This window comes from Streptomyces sp. NPDC048182 (genome assembly GCF_043202555.1).
GTDB lineage: Bacteria > Actinomycetota > Actinomycetes > Streptomycetales > Streptomycetaceae > Streptomyces.
The window spans coordinates 74,661-94,766 of record NZ_JBIDAQ010000007.1 but is presented as its reverse complement, the minus strand read 5'-3'; the positions used below and the strand labels follow the sequence as shown (position 1 = coordinate 94,766).

At 74.3% G+C, this 20,106-nt stretch carries 22 protein-coding genes; 14 read left to right on the top strand and 8 right to left on the bottom strand.

Annotated features, from left to right (window positions below):
- The first annotated feature begins 84 nt into the window (after window positions 1–84).
- Window positions 85–564, top strand: a complete 480-nt coding sequence (locus ACGFZL_RS15960; RefSeq protein ID WP_355173410.1) for an SRPBCC family protein — start codon at window positions 85–87, stop codon at window positions 562–564.
- Between the two features lie 147 nt (window positions 565–711).
- On the top strand, window positions 712–1,161 hold the full coding sequence (locus ACGFZL_RS15955) for a nitroreductase family deazaflavin-dependent oxidoreductase (RefSeq protein WP_393692072.1): 450 nt from the start codon (window positions 712–714) through the stop codon (window positions 1,159–1,161).
- Window positions 1,162–1,197: 36 nt separating this feature from the next.
- Here the strand turns inward: ACGFZL_RS15955 and ACGFZL_RS15950 are convergent, their stop codons facing one another.
- Entirely contained in the window at window positions 1,198–2,193 is a 996-nt protein-coding gene (locus ACGFZL_RS15950; protein WP_393692070.1) for a cation diffusion facilitator family transporter, read from the bottom strand.
- Window positions 2,194–2,304: 111 nt separating this feature from the next.
- Between ACGFZL_RS15950 and ACGFZL_RS15945 the strand changes: the two genes are divergently transcribed.
- Together ACGFZL_RS15945 and ACGFZL_RS15940 are read left to right on the top strand one after the other, a co-directional pair.
- Window positions 2,305–3,330, top strand: coding sequence for a glutathione S-transferase family protein (locus tag ACGFZL_RS15945; RefSeq protein WP_393692068.1), 1,026 nt, complete (start codon window positions 2,305–2,307; stop codon window positions 3,328–3,330).
- Between the two features lie 41 nt (window positions 3,331–3,371).
- Window positions 3,372–3,671 carry a DUF4235 domain-containing protein gene (locus tag ACGFZL_RS15940; protein WP_355173402.1) on the top strand — a complete coding sequence of 100 codons (300 nt, stop codon included), beginning with the start codon at window positions 3,372–3,374 and terminating at the stop codon, window positions 3,669–3,671.
- Window positions 3,672–3,878: 207 nt separating this feature from the next.
- Here ACGFZL_RS15940 and ACGFZL_RS15935 read toward each other — a convergent pair whose 3' ends face one another.
- Window positions 3,879–4,271, bottom strand: a complete 393-nt coding sequence (locus ACGFZL_RS15935; protein WP_355173400.1) for a VOC family protein — start codon at window positions 4,269–4,271, stop codon at window positions 3,879–3,881.
- Window positions 4,272–4,407: 136 nt separating this feature from the next.
- Window positions 4,408–5,367: a GlxA family transcriptional regulator gene (locus tag ACGFZL_RS15930; protein ID WP_393692066.1), complete on the bottom strand. Its 960-nt coding sequence runs from the start codon at window positions 5,365–5,367 to the stop codon at window positions 4,408–4,410.
- Window positions 5,368–5,438: 71 nt separating this feature from the next.
- Between ACGFZL_RS15930 and ACGFZL_RS15925 the strand changes: the two genes are divergently transcribed.
- Together ACGFZL_RS15925 and ACGFZL_RS15920 are read left to right on the top strand one after the other, a co-directional pair.
- A complete protein-coding gene (locus ACGFZL_RS15925; protein ID WP_393692064.1) occupies window positions 5,439–6,389 on the top strand; it encodes an NADP-dependent oxidoreductase in 951 nt (316 codons plus the stop codon).
- Window positions 6,390–6,526: 137 nt separating this feature from the next.
- Window positions 6,527–6,916, top strand: a complete 390-nt coding sequence (locus ACGFZL_RS15920; RefSeq protein ID WP_393692062.1) for an anti-sigma factor antagonist — start codon at window positions 6,527–6,529, stop codon at window positions 6,914–6,916.
- On the opposite strand, the gene ACGFZL_RS15915 is transcribed toward ACGFZL_RS15920, so the two are convergent.
- A complete protein-coding gene (locus tag ACGFZL_RS15915) occupies window positions 6,882–7,835 on the bottom strand; it encodes a ribose-phosphate pyrophosphokinase (RefSeq protein WP_355173392.1) in 954 nt (317 codons plus the stop codon). The genes ACGFZL_RS15920 and ACGFZL_RS15915 overlap by 35 nt on opposite strands.
- A 212-nt stretch (window positions 7,836–8,047) precedes the next feature.
- Between ACGFZL_RS15915 and otr(A) the strand changes: the two genes are divergently transcribed.
- The 4 genes from otr(A) (at window position 8,048) to ACGFZL_RS15895 (ending at window position 12,726) form a co-directional block, all read left to right on the top strand.
- Window positions 8,048–9,967, top strand: coding sequence for a tetracycline resistance ribosomal protection protein Otr(A) (gene otr(A) / locus ACGFZL_RS15910; RefSeq protein WP_393692059.1), 1,920 nt, complete (start codon window positions 8,048–8,050; stop codon window positions 9,965–9,967).
- A 91-nt stretch (window positions 9,968–10,058) separates the two neighbouring features.
- The gene (locus ACGFZL_RS15905) at window positions 10,059–10,742 is read left to right on the top strand and encodes a DUF4230 domain-containing protein (protein ID WP_355173388.1); all 684 of its coding nucleotides are present in this window, start codon (window positions 10,059–10,061) and stop codon (window positions 10,740–10,742) included.
- A gap of 91 nt (window positions 10,743–10,833) precedes the next feature.
- Complete coding sequence (locus ACGFZL_RS15900; protein ID WP_355173386.1) at window positions 10,834–11,391, top strand: VanZ family protein; 558 nt, start codon at window positions 10,834–10,836, stop codon at window positions 11,389–11,391.
- Between the two features lie 99 nt (window positions 11,392–11,490).
- Window positions 11,491–12,726, top strand: coding sequence for a lectin (locus tag ACGFZL_RS15895; RefSeq protein ID WP_393692057.1), 1,236 nt, complete (start codon window positions 11,491–11,493; stop codon window positions 12,724–12,726).
- 9 nt (window positions 12,727–12,735) lie between these two features.
- Here ACGFZL_RS15895 and ACGFZL_RS15890 read toward each other — a convergent pair whose 3' ends face one another.
- Together ACGFZL_RS15890 and ACGFZL_RS15885 are read right to left on the bottom strand one after the other, a co-directional pair.
- Entirely contained in the window at window positions 12,736–12,972 is a 237-nt protein-coding gene (locus ACGFZL_RS15890; protein ID WP_355173382.1) for a hypothetical protein, read from the bottom strand.
- Between the two features lie 45 nt (window positions 12,973–13,017).
- On the bottom strand, window positions 13,018–13,827 hold the full coding sequence (locus tag ACGFZL_RS15885) for an SDR family oxidoreductase (RefSeq protein WP_393692055.1): 810 nt from the start codon (window positions 13,825–13,827) through the stop codon (window positions 13,018–13,020).
- Between the two features lie 144 nt (window positions 13,828–13,971).
- Here ACGFZL_RS15885 and ACGFZL_RS15880 point away from each other — a divergent pair, with 144 nt between their 5' ends.
- From ACGFZL_RS15880 to ACGFZL_RS15865, 4 genes are all read left to right on the top strand, one after another.
- Complete coding sequence (locus tag ACGFZL_RS15880; RefSeq protein WP_393692053.1) at window positions 13,972–15,009, top strand: PHP domain-containing protein; 1,038 nt, start codon at window positions 13,972–13,974, stop codon at window positions 15,007–15,009.
- A gap of 59 nt (window positions 15,010–15,068) precedes the next feature.
- Window positions 15,069–15,725, top strand: a complete 657-nt coding sequence (locus ACGFZL_RS15875; RefSeq protein WP_355173376.1) for an HAD family hydrolase — start codon at window positions 15,069–15,071, stop codon at window positions 15,723–15,725.
- Between the two features lie 115 nt (window positions 15,726–15,840).
- Window positions 15,841–16,995 carry an aromatic acid exporter family protein gene (locus ACGFZL_RS15870; protein WP_393692534.1) on the top strand — a complete coding sequence of 385 codons (1,155 nt, stop codon included), beginning with the start codon at window positions 15,841–15,843 and terminating at the stop codon, window positions 16,993–16,995.
- A 263-nt stretch (window positions 16,996–17,258) separates the two neighbouring features.
- On the top strand, window positions 17,259–18,290 hold the full coding sequence (locus ACGFZL_RS15865) for an SDR family oxidoreductase (RefSeq protein ID WP_393692051.1): 1,032 nt from the start codon (window positions 17,259–17,261) through the stop codon (window positions 18,288–18,290).
- Window positions 18,291–18,367: 77 nt separating this feature from the next.
- Here ACGFZL_RS15865 and ACGFZL_RS15860 read toward each other — a convergent pair whose 3' ends face one another.
- Window positions 18,368–18,652, bottom strand: a complete 285-nt coding sequence (locus ACGFZL_RS15860) for a hypothetical protein (RefSeq protein WP_355173370.1) — start codon at window positions 18,650–18,652, stop codon at window positions 18,368–18,370.
- Between the two features lie 76 nt (window positions 18,653–18,728).
- A complete protein-coding gene (locus ACGFZL_RS15855; RefSeq protein WP_355173368.1) occupies window positions 18,729–20,033 on the bottom strand; it encodes an ROK family transcriptional regulator in 1,305 nt (434 codons plus the stop codon).
- Window positions 20,034–20,106: the final 73 nt, after the last annotated feature.

The window sequence follows — 20,106 nt, the reverse complement described above, 5'->3', positions numbered from 1 at the left end:
GCTGCGAGCCTAACCGGACCGAACCGCGCGACCGTGCGCCGGCCGCCGGCCCGGTGCTCCCGCCCGGCGTGCCAAGGTGGGGGCATGACGACAGAGCGATTCGAGGTGGGACGCCGGATCGCCGCGTCCCCGGCCGCGGTATTCGACCTGCTGCGGTCTCCCGAGGGGCACGTGGCCATCGACAGTTCCGGCATGCTGCAGTCCGCGGAGGGTGCCCGGGTCGGCGCGGTGGGCGACGAGTTCGTCGTCCACATGGACCGGGAGGCCCTCGGCGACCTCCCCATGGGCCGGTACGACGTGACCGTGATCATCACCCGCTACGAGCCCGACGCGCTCCTGGAGTGGACGATCTCCGGCACGGTGCAACCGCCGATCCGGCACCTCTACGGGTACCGGCTGCGCCCGGATGACGCGGGCACCCTGGTGACCTCGTACTACGACTGGAGCCAGATCGACGAGCGCTACCGGGAGGCCGGCATCTTCCCCGTCATCCCGGAGGCGGGTCTGCGCGCGACGCTCGGCATCCTGGCCCGCACGGTCGAGCGGGCTCCCGCCCGCACATGATGGCCCTGCCGACGCGGTCCCGGTTCCGCGGCGACCGCGAGCCGATGCCGCGGTCGGCGGGGCGGGTGCGGTAGGGATGATTCCGGCGCCGGGCGGTGTTGGTCCCCGGTGCCGGTCAGGTGTACGACGCGAGACGGGATCCCCAGCATGCCCCTTGACGGTGAGTACGAGCCCAGCCCGACGCAGTGGGTGCGGGAGCAGGTCGACCTGTACGAGAGTTCGGGCGGCACGCAGGGCACGACCCTGCTGGACACGGGCCTGCCGGTGATCGTGCTGACCACGCGGGGCGCGCGCAGCGGCAGGATCCGCAAGACGCCGCTGATGCGGGTCGAGCACGACGGCCGGTACGCCGTGGTGGCCTCCCTGGGCGGGGCGCCCAAGCATCCGGTCTGGTATCACAACGTGACGGCCGACCCGCGTGTGGAGCTGCAGGACGGGCCGGTCAGGCAGGACATGACGGCGCGTGAGGTGACCGGCGCGGAGAAGGCCGAGTGGTGGGAGCGGGCCGTCGCGGCCTACCCGCCGTACGCCGACTACCAGCAGAAGACGGACCGCGAGATTCCGGTCTTCGTGCTGGAGCCGTCCTACACCAGCTGAGGGCGCATGGCCCGGTGGCCACCGGGCACCCGGAGGTCAGGCCCCGCCGCGTTCCCCCGTCGCGGCGGGGCTGTCCGCCGCCGTCTCCCGGGCCGATCGGTCGGTGACGTCGAGGAAGATCTGCTGGGCCTCCGGCACCGTCCGCGCGATGGACGCCTTGATGCGCACCGCGACGTCCTCGACCTGCTCGCTGTCCATCCCGGGCATCAGGTCGACCCGGGCGGCGACCAGCACCGAGTCGAGCCCCGTCTTCATCGTGAACAGCGCCTCCACGCTGTCGATCTCGGGCTGGGCCTTCAGCAGGGACCGGATCCGGCCGGTGGACTCGGGGTCGGCGGCCTCGCCGATGAGCTGGTCGCGGGCCTCGATGCCCAGCCGGTAGGCGATGAACACCAGCAGCACGCCGATGGCGAGCGAGGCGGACGCCTCCCACACCACCTGGCCGGTGATCATGTGCAGGGCCATGCCGACCATGGCGAGGGTGACGCCGAGCACCGCGGTGCCGTCCTCGGCGACCACCGTGCGCAGCGCCGGGTCGCGCATCCCGGCGGCGCCGCCCTGCTTGCGCACCTGGCTGAGGGCCCGGAGGAGCGACACCCCCTCGGCGACGAACGCGACGGCGAGCACGACCAGGCCGACGATGTAGCCGCTGAACTTCTCCTCCGCGCCGTTGCGCAGGGCCTCCACGCCCTGGAAGAAGGAGAAGCAGCCGCCCATCACGAAGATGCCGACGGCCGCGAGCAGGGACCAGAAGAAGCGTTCCTTGCCGTAGCCGAAGGGATGCCGTTCGTCGGCGGGGCGGCGGCTGCGGCGCAGCGCGGCGAGGAGGAAGACCTCGTTCAGGCTGTCCGCCACGGAGTGCGCCGCCTCGGACAGCAGGGCGGGCGAGCCGGCGATGAGGCCGCCCACCGCCTTGGCCACCGCGATCACCAGGTTGGCCGCCAGGGCGACCAGCACGGTCACGCGCGTGCGGCGGTCCTTCGACTCGTTCTCGTTCTCGTTCGAGGCTGTTCCGGTCACGAGGGGCCGCATGCCCCCGGCCGGGGTGGCTCACACCCGCCTTGTGGGTGGCTCACCAGTGCCGACGGCCGAAATCGGGGAACGCGTCCAGCAGAGCACGGACACCAGCGGGAGGCAGGGGCCATGAGCGGCGGCGGCGGGACGGCCGGGAACACCGGCTACGGCAGGAAGGCGTTCAAGCGGTCCAAGAGCCATTTCGCGGACCGGATCACCGCGGACGGCCGGGACGGCTGGCCGGTGGAGGCCGGCCGCTACCGGCTGGTGGTGAGCCGTGCCTGCCCGTGGGCGAGCCGGGCCGTGATCAGCCGGCGGCTGCTCGGCCTGGAGGACGCCCTGTCGATGGCGATCACGGATCCGATCCAGGACGACCGCAGCTGGCGGTTCACCCTGGACCCGGGCGACCGGGACCCGGTGCTCGGCATCCGGTTCCTGAGCGAGGCGTACGACCGGCGGGAGAGCGGCTATCCGGGCGGGGTGAGCGTGCCGGCGGTGGTGGACGTGCCCAGCGGGCAGCTGGTCACCAACGACTACCAGCAGCTCACCCTGGATCTCGCCACCGAGTGGACGGCCCTGCACCGCCCGGGCGCCCCCGACCTGTACCCGCACGCCTGGCGCGACGAGATCGACGAGGTGATGGCGGACGTCTACGAGGACGTCAACAACGGCGTCTACCGTGCCGGGTTCGCGACCGGGCAGGAGGAGTACGAGGCGGCGTGCGCGGGCGTGTTCCGGCGCCTGGAGCTGGTCACCGCACGCCTCGAGCGCCGGCGCTACCTGGTCGGCGACACCGTCACGGAGGCGGACATCCGGCTCTTCACCACGCTGGTGCGTTTCGACGCCGTCTATCACGGCCACTTCAAGTGCAACCGGTGGAAGCTGGCGGAGAACCCGGTGCTCTGGGCGTACGCGCGCGACCTGTTCCAGACGCCCGGCTTCGGTGACACCGTCGACTTCGACCACGTCAAGCGGCACTACTACCAGGTGCACGCCGCGATCAATCCGACCGGCATCGTGCCGCTCGGCCCGGACCTGGCGGGATGGCTCACGCCGCACCACCGGCAGGAGCTGGGCGGCCGCCCGTTCGGCGACGGCACACCCCCGGGGCCGGTCCGCCCGGCCGAGGAGGTCCCGGCGGCCGGCCGGCCCTGAACCCTCTGACCCCTTCACCACACACCCTCAAGGAGATCCAGGTGGGCAAGAAGAAGAAGTCGCTCCCCCTCGCCTACAAGCCGGTCGGTTTCGTCCTCGGCTGGGCGGGCGGCGCGCTGGCCGGGCTGACCTTCCAGAAGACGTGGAAGGCGATCCGGCACGAGGACGACGCGCCCGACGCGCTGGACGCGGACCGCGGCTGGGGCGAGATCCTGCTGGCCGCCGCGGTCCAGGGCGCCATCTTCGCGGTGGTGCGCAGCGCGGTGGACCGCACCGGTGCCAAGGCCATCGAGCGCTCGACGGGCGTCTGGCCGACCACGGACAAGGGCGGCCGCGACTGACCGCCCTCGCTCTTGGTCCCCTGTGGCGCCCTAGGGCGTGTCCGCAAAGTCCCGTCGTCCGCCCGTAGGGCGGGCCGCGCGGCGTCCGGTGCGTGCTCTCGGTGTGCCGGGCGGACGCCCGCGTACTGGTTGTACGCGGGTGTTCGCCCGGTGCGGCGAGAGTGGGTGCCGGGCGTCGCACGGCAGGCGGGACTTTGCGGACACGCCCTAGCCTTGCTTGGGCGCCACAGGCGCGTTGCGGCGCAGGGTGAAGGAGTGGCCGGCCGGGTCGGAGAAGCCGCGCTCCTCGTAGGGGCCGGGGGCCTCCTTGGCCTCCAGGGGACGGCCGCCGAGGCCCACGACACCGCGCTCGGCCTCGTCCAGGTCTGCCACCTCGAAGTCCAGGTGGGCCTGGAGGCTGTTCTCGGGGCGGGGCCAGCTCGGCGGGGTGGCGTTGACGTCCCGGCGGAAGGCCATGCGGAAGCCGCCGACGCCCTCTATCTCGATCCGGTTGGCGGTCGCCTGGATCTCCGTGGCGTCCAGGAGCCCCTTGTAGAACTCGGCGAGCTTCTCGGGCTCCGCGCAGTCGAGCACCACGTAGCCCGCGTTGACCAGTGCCATGTCTCCTCCGAAGGATTCCGGGCGGCGCGGGACGCGCGTGTCCCGCCGCCCTCTTCTTCGCGGATATCCCGGCGCGGTGGATTCAGTCGGCGGGGCGCGGTGAACATGGCGTGCGGGCACGCTTCCTGACGGCCCGTCAGCCGGTCGCGGCCTGGAAGGTGCGCCGGTACGCCTGCGGGGAGACGCCGATCGAGGCGTGCAGGTGCTGGCGGAGCGAGGCGCCGGTGGCGAAGCCGACCAGGCCGGCGATCTGGTCCACCGGCAGGTCGCCGGTCTCGAGCAGGTGGCGGGCCCGGGCCACGCGCTGCTGGGTCAGCCAGCGCCCGGGGCTGACGCCGACCTCGTCGGTGAAGCGGCGGGCGAAGGTGCGCAGGCTCATCCGGGCGTGCGCGGCGAGCCCGGCCAGGGTCAGCGGCTCGTCCAGGTGGTCGAGGGCCCAGGCCCGGGTCGCCGCCGTGCTCGCCGCGCCCCGCACGGGGACGGGCTGCTCGATGTACTGGGCCTGGCCGCCGTCGCGGAACGGCGGGACCACGCAGCGCCGGGCGACCCGGTTGGCCAGCTCGCTGCCGTGGTCCTCGCGGATCAGGTGGAGCAGGACGTCGACGCCGGAGGCGGCACCCGCGGAGGTGAGGACCCGGCCGTCGGCGACGAACAGCACGTCCGGGTCGAGCGGGATGTGCGGGAACATGCCCCGGAAGAGGTCGGCGAGGTGCCAGTGGGTGGTCGCCCGGCGGCCGTCCAGGAGTCCGGCGGCGGCCAGCACGAAGGCGCCGGTGCAGATGGAGACCAGGCGCGCGTCCGGCCGTACCAGTGCGAGGGCGGCCGCGACCTCGGGGGACGGCTCCGCGGTGACGCGGGCCGGTGAGACGGCCGTGACGACGACGGTGTCGGCGCTCGCCAGGATCTCCGGCCCGTGCTCGGGCGTCACCGTGAAGTCCGCGTCCGTGCGCACCGGGCCGCCGTCGACGCTGCACGTCAGCACCTCGTACCGGCCGTCGGCGGCGCCGAGGATGCGGCTGGGCATGCCCAGCTCGAAGGGATAGACGCCGTCGAGGGCGAGGACCACGACCCGTTCGGGCCGCCGCGCGGGAATCATGGCACGATCTTATCGGAGATTGGCATTCATGCCATTTCCCGGACGGGCGCGCACCGGCAGGCTGGGTGACCATGAGCGATGTGACCACCATGCGAGCCATCAGCCAGGACGTCCTCGGCGGTCCCGAGGTCCTGAGGGAAGTACGCCTGGAGCGCCCCGCGCCGCGCCCGAACGAGGTGCTGGTGCGGGTACGCGCCGCCGGGGTGAACCCGACCGACTGGAAGCACCGGGAGAACGGCGGCTTCCTCGGCGAGCCGCCGTTCGTGCTCGGCTGGGACGTGTCGGGGACGGTCGAGGCGGTGGGCGTCGGCGTCGCCGACTTCCGGCCGGGCGACGACGTCTTCGGCATGCTGGCCTACCCCTTCGGCCACGGCTCCCACGCGGAGTACGTCAGCGCCCCGGCCCGGTGGTTCGTCCCGAAGCCGGCCGGGATCGACCACGTGCAGGCGGGCGCCCTGCCGCTGGTCTCCCTGACGGCCTGGCAGGCCCTGGTGGAGCGGGCGGGACTGCGGGAGGGGCAGCGGGTGCTGATCCACGCGGCGGCCGGCGGCGTGGGCCACGTCGCGGTGCAGATCGCCAAGGCGCGCGGCGCCCACGTCATCGGCACCGCCAGCGCGGGCAAGCACGAGTTCCTGCGCTCGCTGGGCGCCGACGAGACGGTGGACTACCGGGAGACCGACTTCGCCGAGGCGGTCAAGGACGTCGACGTCGTCCTGGACACCCTCGGCGGCGAGACCTCGGTGCGCTCGCTGGGCGTGCTGCGCCCGGGCGGCGTGGTGGTGTCGATCCTGCCCGTCGGCTCGGACGACTTCCCCCGGGAGGCCGAGCGGCTCGGGATGCGGGCGGTGCGGATGCTGGTGGACGCCGACCGGCAGGGCATGCGGGAGATCGCCGCGCTGGTCGAGTCGGGCAGGCTGCGGGCGTCGGTCGAGCGGACCTTCCCGCTCGCCGAGGCGGCCGAGGCGCACCGCGCGGGCGAGACCGGCCGGACCACCGGGAAGCTGGTGCTGGTGGCCGACTGAGCGGCCCTCTTCCGACATATGCCAGGCGCCCATGCGCAAAGGTGCTTGATCGTGGGTAGCGTGCAGACGAGCAGTGCCGGCGGGGCCTCGCGGCCCCGCCGGATCCCTCACCCCCGCGAGCTGGAGGCGTCGTCGCCGTGCGCCAGGATCCCGCGCCGCCGCACACCCCGTACCTGCGCGTCCACCGGGACCGGGGCCATACGGTGCTGGAGTTCCGCGGCGAGATCGACATCGCCGCCGCCGCCCTCGCCGCCCCGCTCCTGGACATCGAGACGGGGCGGCCGGGGGCGCGCGTGGTGCTCGACCTCGGCGGCGTCGAGTTCTTCGACTGCTCCGGGCTGCGGCTGCTGTACCGGGCCCGGCGCCGGGTGCTGGACGGCGGCGGCCGGGTGTACCTGGTGTGCACCGACCCGCTGATCCTGCGCGTGCTGCGGATCACCGGCCTGGCCGGCCTGCTGCCGCCGCTGGCCGGCCGGGAGCAGGTGCCGGGGCTCAGCCCGCCGGCTGGTCCCCGAACAGGGCGCTGACCGACTCGCCGTTGTGGATGCGGCGCACCGCCTCGGCGAGGGCCGGCGCGATGGACAGCACGCGCAGCTTGTCCGTCTGGCCGCCGTCCGGGACCGGCACCGTGTTGGTGCAGACGATCTCCAGCACGTCCGGCTGGGCACCCAGCCGTTTGAGCGCGCCGTCCGCGAACAGCCCGTGGGTGCAGGCCACCCGGATCGAGCGCGGCCCCGACTCCCGCAGCCGCTCCAGGAGTTCGAGCACCGTGCTGCCCTTGGCGATCTCGTCGTCCAGCACGATCACGTCCCGCCCGGCGACCTCGCCGATGACGGAGCTGATGCTGACCCGGTCGTCGGGATAGCGCTGCTTGGCGCCCGCGGCGACCTCGGCGCCGAGCATCCGGGCGAACGCGGCGGCCTCCTTGGCGTTGCCGAGGTCCGGCGAGACGACGGTGGTGCGGCTGAGGTCGTAGCGCCGGAAGTGGGTGGCCAGTTCGCGCAGCGCGTGCAGGTGGTCGACGGGGACCGAGAAGAACCCGTGCACCTGCGGCGCGTGCAGGGTCATCGCCAGGACCCGACCGACGCCCGCCGCGACCAGCAGGTCCGCCACCAGACGGCCGCCCAGCGAGATGCGGGGCTGGTCCTTCTTGTCGGAGCGGGCGTAGGAGTAGTGCGGCATGACGACGGTGATCCGTCCGGCCGACGCCCCGCGGGCCGCGTCGCACATCAGGAGCAGCTCGACCAGATGCTCCTGGACCGGTCTGACCAGCGGCTGCACCAGGAACACGTCACGCTCCCGGCAGTTGGCCCGCAACTGCACCTCCAGGCAGTCGTTGGCGAACCGGCTGACCCGGGTGGGGCTGAGGGGCACCCCCAGATGGGCGCAGACCTCCTCGGCCAGCTCGGGGTGGGCGCTACCGCTGAACACGGCGATGTCTCGCACGGACCGCTCCTCGATGCTCACGGGTGCCACCGCTGATGCGCGCGGGTGCCAACGGTCCCCATGCTACGGAAATACGGTTGCCACCGGCCGGGCCGCCCGGTCCATCATGGGGCCGTCCGTGTTCCCGTACGTCAGGAAGACTCGCATGCGCCGACTCCTCGGAATCATCCAGCGCCCCTCCCGGCCCACGATTCTCGAGGACTCCCTCTCGCATGCACTCTTCCGACCGCGCGCCGGCGAACCCGCCGCGCACGCTGAACATCGGCATCCTGGCGCACGTCGACGCCGGTAAGACCAGCCTCACCGAGCGACTGCTCTTCGACCACGGAGCCGTCGAGCGGCTCGGCAGCGTCGACGGCGGCGACACCCGCACGGACGACGGCGCGATCGAGCGCCGCCGGGGCATCACCATCCGCTCCGCCGTCGCCTCGTTCACCGTGGCCGGCACCCAGGTCAACCTGATCGACACCCCGGGGCACTCCGACTTCGTCGCCGAGGTGGAACGGGCCCTGGAGGTCCTCGACGGTGCCGTGCTGCTGCTCTCCGCCGTGGAGGGCGTGCAGGCGCGGACCCGGGTGCTGATGCGCACCCTGCGGCGGCTGCGGCTGCCGACCTTGGTCTTCGTCAACAAGATCGACCGGGCCGGGGCCCGCGCCGGTGACCTGCTCGCCGACATCGGGCGCCGGCTGACCCCGCACGTCCTGGCGCTGACCGAGCCGACCGGCGGGCTCGGCACGCCCGGCGCCCGGGTCCGCGCCCGCGAGCTGGCCGACCCCGTGGTGCGCGCTGCCGCCGCGGAGGCGCTCGCCGAGGTCGACCCGGGCCTGCTGGCGGCGGTCGTGGACGGCCCCGAGCCGACCGCCGGGGAGGTGCGCGCCGCGCTCGCCGCCCGCACCGCCGACGGCTCCTTCCACCCGCTGTACTTCGGCTCGGCCCTCGGCGGCCAGGGCGTACCGGAGCTGGTCGAGGGGCTGCTGCGGCTGGTCCCGCCCGCGGCCGGGCGCACCGGGCCCGGCCGGCAGCCGCGCGGCACGGTGTTCGCCGTGCGCCCGGGGGCGGGCGGCGAGCGGACGGCGTACCTGCGGCTGTACGAGGGCGAGGTGCGCCGGCGCCAGCGGCTGACCTTCCTGCGGCGCGAGTCCGACGGGCGCGCCGCCGAGGTCTCCGGCCGGGTGACGCGCCTGGAGGTGGTGGGCGGGTCCGGCGCGCTCACCGCCGGGAACATCGCGGCCCTGACCGGCCCGCCCGGGCTCCGGGTCGGCGACCGGCTCGGCGGCCTCACCGAGCGCGCCCCGCAGTTCGCGCCGCCGACCCTGCGGACCGAGGTCCGGGCGCGGCGCCCCGAGCAGGCGGCGGCGCTGCGCTCGGCGCTGTTGGCCCTGGCCGACCAGGACCCGCTGCTGCACGCCCGCCCGGCCGACGGCGGGGCCACGGCGCTGCTGCTCTACGGGGAGGTGCAGCTGGAGGTGGTGGCGGCGACGCTGGCGGAGGAGTTCGGCATCGAGGCGGAGTTCGCGCCCGGCCGCGTCCGGTTGCTGGAGCGGCCGGCCGGCACCGGCGAGGCGGTGGAGGAGGTGCCGTGGCTGGACCACACCCGCTACTGGGCGACGATCGGGCTGCGCGTCGAGCCCGGACCGCGCGGCTCGGGCGGGGTGTTCGCGTACGAGACGGAGCTGGGCGCGCTGCCGCGCGCCTTCCACCAGGCCATCGAGGAGAGCGTGCACGCCGCCCTGCTCGCCGGCCCGCGGGGCGCGGCGGTCACCGACTGCCGGGTCACGCTGATCCGCTCCGGCTTCTGCTCCCCGGTCAGCACCGCGGCCGACTTCCGCGGCCTGACCCCGATCGTGCTGCGCCGGGCCCTGCTGCGGGCCGGGACCCTGCTGTACGAGCCGTACCAGGCTTTCGAGGTGGAGGTGCCCGAGGACGCGCTGGCCGCGGTGACGGCCCAGCTGTCCGCGCTGGGCGCCGACTTCACCGGCACCGCCGTGAGCGGGGACGGCTGGCTGATCACCGGGGAGCTGGCGCTGCGCCGGGTGCGGGAGGCCGAACTGGGGCTGCCCGGGCTGACCCGGGGTGAGGCGGTGTGGTCCGCGCGGCCGACCGGGGACCGGCCGCTGAAGCCGTCGCCCTGATCCGCCGGGGCGTCCTCGCACGTACCGCCAACCGGCCGGTCTGCGCCGGGAGATGGCGGGCATCAGGTCTGTAGGAAGGAGGGCCGTCGCCATGTCGACTCCCACGAAGGAACGCCGTGACGCGCCCGCCGAACGCCGCCGGGGCCTGCCCGGCTGGGCGAAGGCGGCCGGCGTCATCACCCTGGTGCTCGTCCTGCTGTTCGCGGGCCTCGCGCTCAGCATCGTGCCGGGGCTGAAGAACATCTTCGGCACCGAGACGCACGACCGCACCGGGCCGACGCTGCTGAAGTCCGTCCAGGACCTGAGCCGTTACCAGGCCGCCTCGGGCAACTTCCAGGTCGTCGTGGACCTGGAGAAGGACACCAAGTACCTGCCGGACGCCATCCGCGGCAGCCGCACCCTGTACGTGGGGGCCGGTTCGGTCGACTCCTACGTCGACCTCGGCAAGGTGGGCGAGGACGACGTGACCGTCAACGAGGACCGCACGTCGGCCACGCTGCGGCTGCCGCACGCGGCGCTCGGCACGCCGGCCCTCGACCCGGACCACTCCTACGCCGTCTCCAAGCAGCGCGGTCTCCTGGACCGGCTCGGCGACCTGTTCTCGGACAACCCGAACAGCGAGCAGGCCGTGCAGAAGCTGGCGGCCAAGCACATCGGCGACGCCGCGAAGGAGAGCGGGCTGACGAAGCGGGCGGAGACCAACACCACCGCGATGCTGCGGGGTCTGCTGCGCTCGCTGGGCTTCGAAGAGGTCCGGGTGACCTACGTCCCCTGACGGGCACGCACGCCGCCCGCCGCCCCGCATTCCCGGCGCTCGGCCGGGTATCCGCACCAGCACGCCGGAAGCCGACCACTGGAGGAATCGAATGGCCCGTGCCGTCTCGGGGCCGCGCCTGGCGCGCCGTCCCCGAACCACCACCGCCGCCGCGGCGGACGGCGCCCCGCCCGCCGGGAAGGACGACCGCCGTCCGCTGCCGTGGCCGCTGCGCCTGCTGGCGATGGTGTGCGCGTTCCTGTTCATGGTGGCCTTCGCCGTGGTCCTGGCCCGGCTCACCCTCGAGCCCTCCCCCGCCTCCGTATCGCTGACCCACACCAACCTGCACCCCGGCCGCTCGCTGCGCGCCTATCTGGACCAGCCCGAACTGCGCGACGCCGTCAAGCAGATCGGCGGCAACCTGCTGCTCGGCGTGCCGTTCGGGGTGCTGCTGCCGGTGATCGCGCCGCGCACCCGCGGATGGCTGAAGGTGCTGCTGCTCACCGCGCTGGTGATGCTCCTCGTGGAGTGCGCACAGGGGGCCATGGTGACCGGGCGGGCCTTCGACGTCGACGACGTGATCCTCAACAGCGCGGGGGCGCTGATCGGTTACCTGCTCCTGGGGCGCCGGATGAGCCGGGCGGTGCACGCGCGCCGGGTGCGGGCCTGAGGGCGGAACATCAGGTCCGTACCAGAGTATTGACGGGGCCTTATCTCATTCCTTAAATCAAGAGGCGACACCCTTACCCCCCACCTCGAAGGGATTGCCGTGGCACGCTCACGCCTGCTCCGCAGATGTCTCCTCGCCGCCCTGTCCGCCGGGCTGATCGGCTCGGCCGTGGCCGGGCCGGTCCAGGCGGACACCACCGCCCCCGGCGCGGCCGCCGCCGTCACCTTCTCCGACACCTTCGACGGGCCCGCCGGGGCCGCGGTGGACTCGTCGAAGTGGCAGCTCGAGACCGGCGACAACGTCAACAACCACGAGCGGCAGTACTACACCTCGGGCAACAAGAACGCCGCCCTGGACGGCCAGGGCCACCTGGTCATCACCGCCCGCCGGGAGAACCCGGCGGGTTACCAGTGCTGGTACGGCGCCTGCCAGTACACCTCGGCCCGGCTGAACACCTCGGGCAAGTTCACCGCGCAGTACGGGCACGTCGAGGCCCGGATGAAGATCCCGCGCGGGCAGGGCATGTGGCCGGCCTTCTGGATGCTCGGCACACCGGTGAACTGGCCGGACTCCGGCGAGGTCGACATCATGGAGAACGTCGGCTTCGAGCCGTCCACGGTGCACGGCACGATCCACGGCCCCGGCTACTCGGGCTCGGGCGGCATCGGCGCCGGATACACCCTGCCGGGCGGCCAGGCGTTCGCGGACGCCTTCCACACCTTCGCCGTGGACTGGGCGCCCGACTCGATCACCTGGACGGTGGACGGCAACGTCTACCAGCGCCGCACGCCCGCCGACCTGGGCGGCAAGCAGTGGGTGTTCAACCGGCCCTACTTCCTGATCCTCAACCTCGCGGTGGGCGGCTACTGGCCCGGCGACCCGGACGGCTCCACCGCCTTCCCGCAGTCCCTGGTCGTCGACCACGTCTCCGTGACCACGAGCGACGCCCCGGGCGGCGGCGGCGCGATCCGCGGGCTGGCCGGCAAGTGCGCGGACGTCGCGGCGGCGGGCACCGCCAACGGCACCGCCGTCCAGCTCTACGACTGCAACGGCACCGCGGCCCAGAAGTGGACCGTCGGCTCCGACGGCACGATCCGCGCCCTCGGCAAGTGCCTGGACGTCTCCGGCGGCGGCACGGCGGACGGCACCCGCGTCCAGCTGTGGGACTGCAACGGCTCCGCCGCCCAGAAGTGGACCGTCACCGGCGCCCGCGACATCGTCAACCCGCAGGCGAACAAGTGCCTGGACGTCACCGGCAACAGCTCCGCCAACGGCACCCGCCTCCAGCTGTGGACCTGCACCGGCGGCGCCAACCAGAAGTGGACCGTCGGCTGACCCGGTGCCCTAGTGGACGTGCCAGGTGAACTTGTCGCCGCCCACCCAGCGGACCACGTCCGGGTCGTCGAGGTCGTGGACCGTGATGCCGAAGGCGGCGGCGGCCTCCAGGACGTCGGTGACGGCCTTGGCCTCGCCGACGACCTGGCCGTCGATCTCCACGATCCGGAAGGGCGGGACGCCGGGCTGGACCCGGAGCACCTGGATGCGCGGACTGCCGATGTACGGGCTTCCGATTTCGGTCATGGTTCGAGAGTAGATCCGCAGCGCGCGCCCGCGACCGGGCACACCTCAGGGGCGGCGCCAGTCGTCGCCCCTGAGGTGCGAGCCGGCCATCGGGCCCATCCGGAGCATGCCGCCGTCCACGCTCCAGGACGCCCCGGTCACGTAGGAGGCGTCCGGGCCGGCCAGGAAGGCGATCACCGCCGCGACCTCCCGGGCGTCGCCCGGGCGCCCGAGCGGCACACCGGGGCGGTGCTCGGTGTGCGGGTCGGTGTCCTCCTGGCCGGTCATGGGCGTGGCGATCTCGCCGGGGGCGACCGCGTTGACGGTGATGCCGTGCTCGGCCAGTTCCAGCGCCATGACCTGGGTGAGCAGGCCGAGGCCGCCCTTGGCGGCGCAGTAGGGGGCGGCGCCCACCCGGGGCTGGTGCTCGTGCACGGAGGTCACGTTGACGATGCGTCCGCCGTCGCCCTGCCGGATCATGCGCCGCGCGGCCTGCTGCCCGCACAGGAAGGGGGCCGCCAGGTCCACGTCCAGGACGTGGCGCAGATCGTCGAGGCCGAGGTCGAGGTAGGGGGTGGCGGTGCCGATGCCGGCGTTGTTGACCAGGACGTCGATCCGGCCGAGCCGCTCGCTCAGGGCATCCACGCTCTCCGCGCCCTCCGGCAGCCGGGACAGGTCGACCCGGGCGGTCTCGGCCCGGCGTCCGAGCGCGCGGACCTCCTCGGCCGTCCGCTCGGCGCCCTCCTCGTCGGTGTGCCAGGTGATGCCGATGTCCAGGCCCGCCTCGGCCAGGCGTACGGCGGTGGCGCGGCCGATACCGGATTCGGAACCGGTGACGACGGCGACCCTGGCCCCGGGTGACGTGCGGTCGGGCATCGGGTGGTCTCCTCGCTGCTGGCGGCGGGTGGGCGACGCGGCACGCTGTACCCCCGTGCGCCGGGAGAAAACCGCCCGGTCCCCCGTGCGGCGGTCGCGGGGCCGGGGAACCCTGGAGGCACCCGCGAGACGAGGAGATGGGCGATGGACCCCGTCGAGGCGCTGGAGCGGATCGCCTTCCTGCTGGAGCGGTCCCAGGAACCCACCTACCGTGTCCGTGCCTTCCGCACCGCCGCCCGGGTGCTCGGCGCGCTGCCCGGGAACGAGCTGCGCGAGCGGGTCGGCGCCGGGTCGCTGGAGTCCCTCAAAGGGGTCGGCCCGAAGACGGCGCAGGTGGCCCGGGAGGCGCTGGCGGGGCAGGTGCCCGGCTACCTGGCCAAGCTGGAGGAATCGGCCGGCGGGCCCCTCGCCGAGGGCGGTGAGGCGCTGCGCGAGCGGTTGCGGGGCGACTGCCACCTGCACTCCGACTGGTCGGACGGCGGCAGCCCGATCGAGGAGATGGGCCGCGCCGCGGCGGCCCTCGGGCATGAATGGGCGGTGCTGACCGACCACTCGCCGCGGCTCACCGTGGCCCGCGGCCTGTCGCCGGACCGGCTGCGCGAGCAGCTGGACGTGGTGGCGGGGCTGAACGAGCGCTGGGCGCCCTTCCGGCTGCTCACCGGCATCGAGTGCGACATCCTGGAGGACGGCTCGCTCGACCAGGAGCCGGAGCTGCTCGAGCGCCTCGACGTGGTCGTGGTGTCGGTGCACTCCAAGCTGCGGATGGAGGCCCGCGCGATGACCCGCCGGATGGTGCGGGCCGTGCGGAATCCGCACGCGGACATCCTCGGCCACTGCACCGGCCGGCTGCTGACCGGCCGGGGCCGGCCGGAGTCGGAGTTCGACGCCGACGAGGTCTTCGCGGCCTGCGCGGAGTCGGGCACCGCGGTGGAGGTCAACAGCCGGCCGGAGCGGCTCGACCCGCCGCGCCGGCTGCTGCGCCGGGCGGTCGGGGCGGGTGTGCTGTTCTCCGTCGACACCGACGCGCACGCCCCCGGCCAGCTGGACTGGCAGATCCACGGCTGCGCCCGGGCCGAGGAGTGCGGGGTGCCGCCCGAGCGGGTGGTCACCACCTGGTCAGCCGAGGAGCTGCTGGCCTGGAGCCGGGAGGGCCGGACGCCGTCCGGAGTGCCCGGCGGCTGACGTGGTACCCGAAGAGGCCCACCCCGCAGCGCCGGACGGCGCGAAGAAAGGAACGGTGCATGGAACGGGCCGCCGTGTTCGATGTCGACGGGACGCTGGTCGACACCAACCATCTGCATGTCGTGACCTGGTGGGAGGCGCTGCGGCAGGCCGGACACCAGGTGCCGATGCACGCGATCCACCGGGCGGTGGGCCTGGCCTCCGGCGATCTGCTCGGCCACCTCCTCGGCGAGGACCGCGACACGGACGAGGACGAGCAGCTGAGCGCCGCCCACAAGGCGCTCTACGGGCAGTACTTCGACCGGCTGCCGGCCCTGCCGGGCGCCCGCGACCTGCTGCGCCGGCTCGCCGGCGACGGCTGGACCGTGGTGCTCGCCACCTCCGCCGGCGGCCCGGAACTGGGTGCGCTGCGCCGGGCGATCGACGCCGACGACGCGATCACCGACACCGCGAGCGCCGACGACGTCAGCGCGGGCAAGCCCGCCCCGGAACCGGTGGAGCACGCCCTGGAGCTGGCCGGGGTGCCGGCCGAGCGCGCGGTGTTCGTCGGTGACACGGTCTGGGACATGCGCGCCGGCAGCCGGGCGGGGGTGCGCTGCGTGGGCCTGCTCTGCGGCGGTCTGCCCCGCGCCGACCTGGAGGAGGCGGGAGCGAGCGCCGTCTACGCCGACCCGGCGGACCTGCTGGACTCGCTCTCCGGGAGCCCGCTGGCATGAGGACGTACGACGTGTCCGGTATCCGGGCGCGCCGGCCGGCGGCGGGGAGCGTATGACCGCGACGACGACGAAGCCCGCGGCGCACCTGCCGTGGGCCCGGCGTGCAGCGTACGCGGTGTGGCGGGAGGCGTGCGCCGTCGGGCGGGCCGTCCGCTGCGCCCGGCAGGGACCCGGGCGGGAGCGGGATCTGGTCGTGCAGTCGCTGAAGGCGGCGGGTGCGGCGCTGATCGCCTGGGCGATCGCCGGGGTGTGGCTGGAGGACCCGATGGCGCTGATGGCGCCGTGGGTGGCGCTGGTCCTGGTGCAGGCCACCGTCTACAGCTCGGTGCGGCAGGCCGGGCAGCAGTTCGCCGCGATCTGCGCCGGGGCGCTGGTGGCGTCGGCCGCGCAGGCCCTCGCCGACGACACGACGGGCGCGCTGGCCATCTCCCTGCCGGTACTGATGCTGATCGGCAACTGGTCGCGCTTCGGGCAGCAGGGCGTGTACGCGGCCACCACGGCGGTGTTCACCCTGGCCTCGGGCACGGCCGTGTCGGCCTCGGTGGTCGGGCACCGGGTGGGCGAGGCGGCGCTCGGCGCGGTCATCGGTGTGGTGGTCAACGCGTTCGTGCTGCCGCCGATCCATCTGCGGGACGTGCGGGAGAACCTGGCGGGGCTGGCCCGGGACGCGGGCGACGTGCTGCACACCGTCGCCGCCGAGCTGCCGGAGAGCCAGTGGGACGCGCAGACCGCGGCGGGCTGGGCGAGCGAGTCGGCGCGGCTGCGCAACCGGCTCGAGGCCCTGCGCTCGGCCCGCTCCTGGTCCACCGAGAGCCTGCGCCTGACCTACGGGCCGCTGCGCGTGCTGCACCGGGCGCCGCGCGCCGCGCCGCCCGAGGAGGAGGACCAGCGGTGGGGACGGGTCACCGGGAACATCACGGCGCTCACCCGGACGCTGTCGGTGGCCGCCGACGAGCAGCGCACGCCCGCGCCGCCCGAGGGGCCGGTGGTGCGACGCTATGCGCGGCTCCTTGAGCTGATCGGTGACGCCTGCCACCTGGAGGCGGACCGCATCGGGGACGGCGGCACGGGCCCGGACTCCGAGGGTGACACCGTGCGGACCATGGCGGAGCTGCACCAGCGGCTGCAGGAGGGGCTGAAGGAGCACGCCGGTCAGGGGGCGCCCGGGGCGGCGGTGCTCGGCACCCTGCTGCTGCAGGCCGAGGACCTGTGGGCGGAGATCGTGCCGCGGACGGCGGACGGTGACGCGGATCACCCCGCCCGCTCGTGAACCGGTGGAACACCAGGAGGCTCTCCTCCGTTGAGGAGAACGTGGGTACGGATGGGACAGTGTCCCCGGGCCTCACCTCCCGCCCACAGGGACGATCGTTCGGCTGAAGCCCTGTGGAGCCTTTCGCCGCGAGGCGACCGCCGTCCGTATCCGCCCTTGGCCGCCCCGGCCGCGAATCCCCCGTCGCGGTCGGGGCTTTCCCGTGCGCGCGGCGGGGTACCCGGTGGCGTCCGCGGGAGCGAGCGGCCGAGAGGAGCCGGAAGGTGACGAGCGCAGTGGGCAGCAGGATCGTGGTGACGGGGGCCACCGGCAACGTGGGCACCAGTGTGGTGAAGCTGCTGTCGGAGGACCCGGAGGTCGCCTCCGTCCTCGGAGTGGCCCGGCGGATCCCCGGGTGGTCGCCGGCGAAGACGGAGTGGGCCGCGGTCGACCTGGCGTCCGACCACGCCGACCTGACCGGGCACTTCGCCGGTGCCGACGCGGTGGTGCACCTGGCCTGGGCGTTCCAGCCGACGCATGACCCGGCGACGACCTGGCGCACCAACGTCCTCGGCTCGCTGCGGGTGTTCGAGGCGGTGGCCGCGGCCGGCGTGCCGGCGCTGGTGCACGCCTCGTCGGTGGGCGCGTACTCCCCCGGGCCCAAGGACCGCGCGGTGGACGAGTCCTGGCCGACGCACGGCTGGCCGGACGCCGCGTACACGCGGGAGAAGGCGTATCTGGAGCGCGCCCTCGACACCTTCGAGCGCGACCACCCGGGGATCCGGGTGGTCCGGATGCGGCCGGCCTTCCTGTTCAAGCGCGAGTCGGCCAGCGAGCAGCGGCGGATCTTCGGCGGCAGGTTCCTGCCGGGGCCGCCGGCCCGCCCGGAGGCGCTGCCGTTCCTGCCGGACATCCCCGGTCTGCGCGTGCAGGCGCTGCACACGGACGACGCGGCGAACGCCTACCGGCTCGCGGTGCGCTCCGAGGACGCCCGGGGCGCGTTCAACCTGGCGGCCGACCCGCCGCTGGACGCCGAGGTGCTGGGTGAACTGTTCGGGGCGCGTCCGGTGCGGCTGCCGCGGACCGCGGCCCGGTCGGTGATCGCCGCCGCCTGGGGGCTGCGGCTGCTGCCCGCCTCGCCGCACCTGTTCGACGCGGTGCTGCGGCTGCCGCTGATGGACTGCACGCGGGCGCGGGCGGAGCTGGGCTGGCGTCCGGAGCGGACGGCCACGGAGGTTTTGGAGGAGTTCCTGCGCGGCTTCCGGCAGGGCGCCGGCGCGGACACGGAGCCGCTGCGCGGGCGCAAGGTCGGCTGACGCGCGAACCGCACGCACGAGAGCCCCGGGCCTGCCGTGCGGCGGCCCGGGGCTCTCATCGGCTCCGTCGGGGCGGGTCAGCCCGGGGACTCGTCGGGGACCGGGTGCTCGGGGTGCACCGTGCCGGGGTTCGGGGCGCCCTGCCGGCCGGTGCCGGCCTCGTCCGTGTCGGGCACGTCGGTGGCCGTCTCCGGCGCTTCCTCGTCGTCCTCTTCGTCGCCCTCGTGGCTCTCCGGCTCCCGGCCGGCACCGGAGGGGGCCTCCCAGGGGTCGTCGGCGGCGCCGGCGAGCTGGTCCGGCAGGTCGCGCGGGATGGGAACGCCGTTCTCCCCGGGTCCCTCCAGGCGATGGTCGTCGGTCACGGCGCGCTCCTCCTCTGTACTGCACTGCCTGTGTCTCGGAACCGCGACAGGTACCCGGCGCCGACCAGCGGAAACCTCAGTGCGGCGCGCGCTCGTCCAGGGCCGTGCGCCAGGCGGGCGCCGGGTACTCGGCGGCCGGTTCGGGGCGCCGGCCGCCGCGCGCGAAGAAGTCGGCGAGCGGCAGGATCGCGGCGCCCACGGTGACGGCGTCGGGGCCGAGGCGCCCCAGCTCGACGGTGACCTTCTCGGCCGGGTGCCGCAGCGCGTACGACACCGCGTGGCGGCGTACGGCGGGCAGGAAGCGGGTGCCGAGCTGGAGGCCGGCCCAGCCGCCGATGAGGATGCGCTCGGGCTGGAAGAGGTTGATCAGGTCGGACAGGCCGGCGCCCAGGTACTCCGCCGTCTCCTCCAGGACGGCCAGCGCGACCGGGTCGGCGGCGGCGTCGCCCGCCGGGTAGGCGGCGGCGAGCATCGCGGTCATCGCGGTCTCCTCGTCGGTGCCCTCCGGCACCCGGCCGCCCTCCTCGCGCCAGCGGGCGAGCAGCGACTCGGCGCCCGCGTACGCCTCCAGGCAGCCGAGCGCGCCGCAGCGGCAGCGCCGGCCCCTGACCCGCACGGTCAGGTGCCCCCACTCCACGGCCCTGCCGTGCTCGACCTCCGGGGTGACCAGGCAGGCGCCGACGCCGGAGCCGAAGAGGACGACCACCGCGTTGCGCGCGCCGCGCCCGGCGCCGAACCACATCTCCGCCTGGCCGAGGGTCTTGGCGCCGTTGTCGATGAAGTAGGGGACGGTGTCGGGCAGCGGGGAGCCGGTGCGCAGCAGCGCCTCCAGCGGGACGGCGTCCCAGCCGATGGTCTGGCCGTGCACGACGGCGCCCCGGTCGGCGGTGTGCTCCACGATGCCGGGCACGCCGATCCCGGCGCCGAGCAGCCGCTCGGGGGCGATCCCGGCGGCGGCCAGCACCTCGGCGACGCCGTCGCGGATGTGGGCGACGATGGCCTCGACCTCGTAGCGCTGCCCCTCGTGGTGCTGCTGGGTCAGCGGGCGCTCGGCGCGGGCCAGTTCGGTCAGGGTGAGGTCGAACAGCTCGACGCGGACCCGGGTCTCGCCGACGTCGACGCCGATCATGTGGCCGCTGCGGGGGGCGACGCGCAGCAGGGTGCGCGGCCGGCCGCCGTCGGAGTCGACGCTGCCGGCCTCCTCGACCAGGCCGTCGGCGACCAGGTCGGCGACGACATTGCTGACGGAGCCGGAGCTGAGGCCGGTGGCGGGGCCCAGCTCGAAGCGGCTGAGCGGCCCGTCGAAGTAGAGCCGTTGCAGCACGGCCGTGCGGTTCGCCCTTCTGAGGTCGCGTACCGTGCGCCCGTTCCGCCCCGCCATATGGCTCCTCCCGAACCGTGCCCAGCCTGCAAGATACCCCCGCCGTGCGGCGGCGCGCGACTTCTCTCCCCCC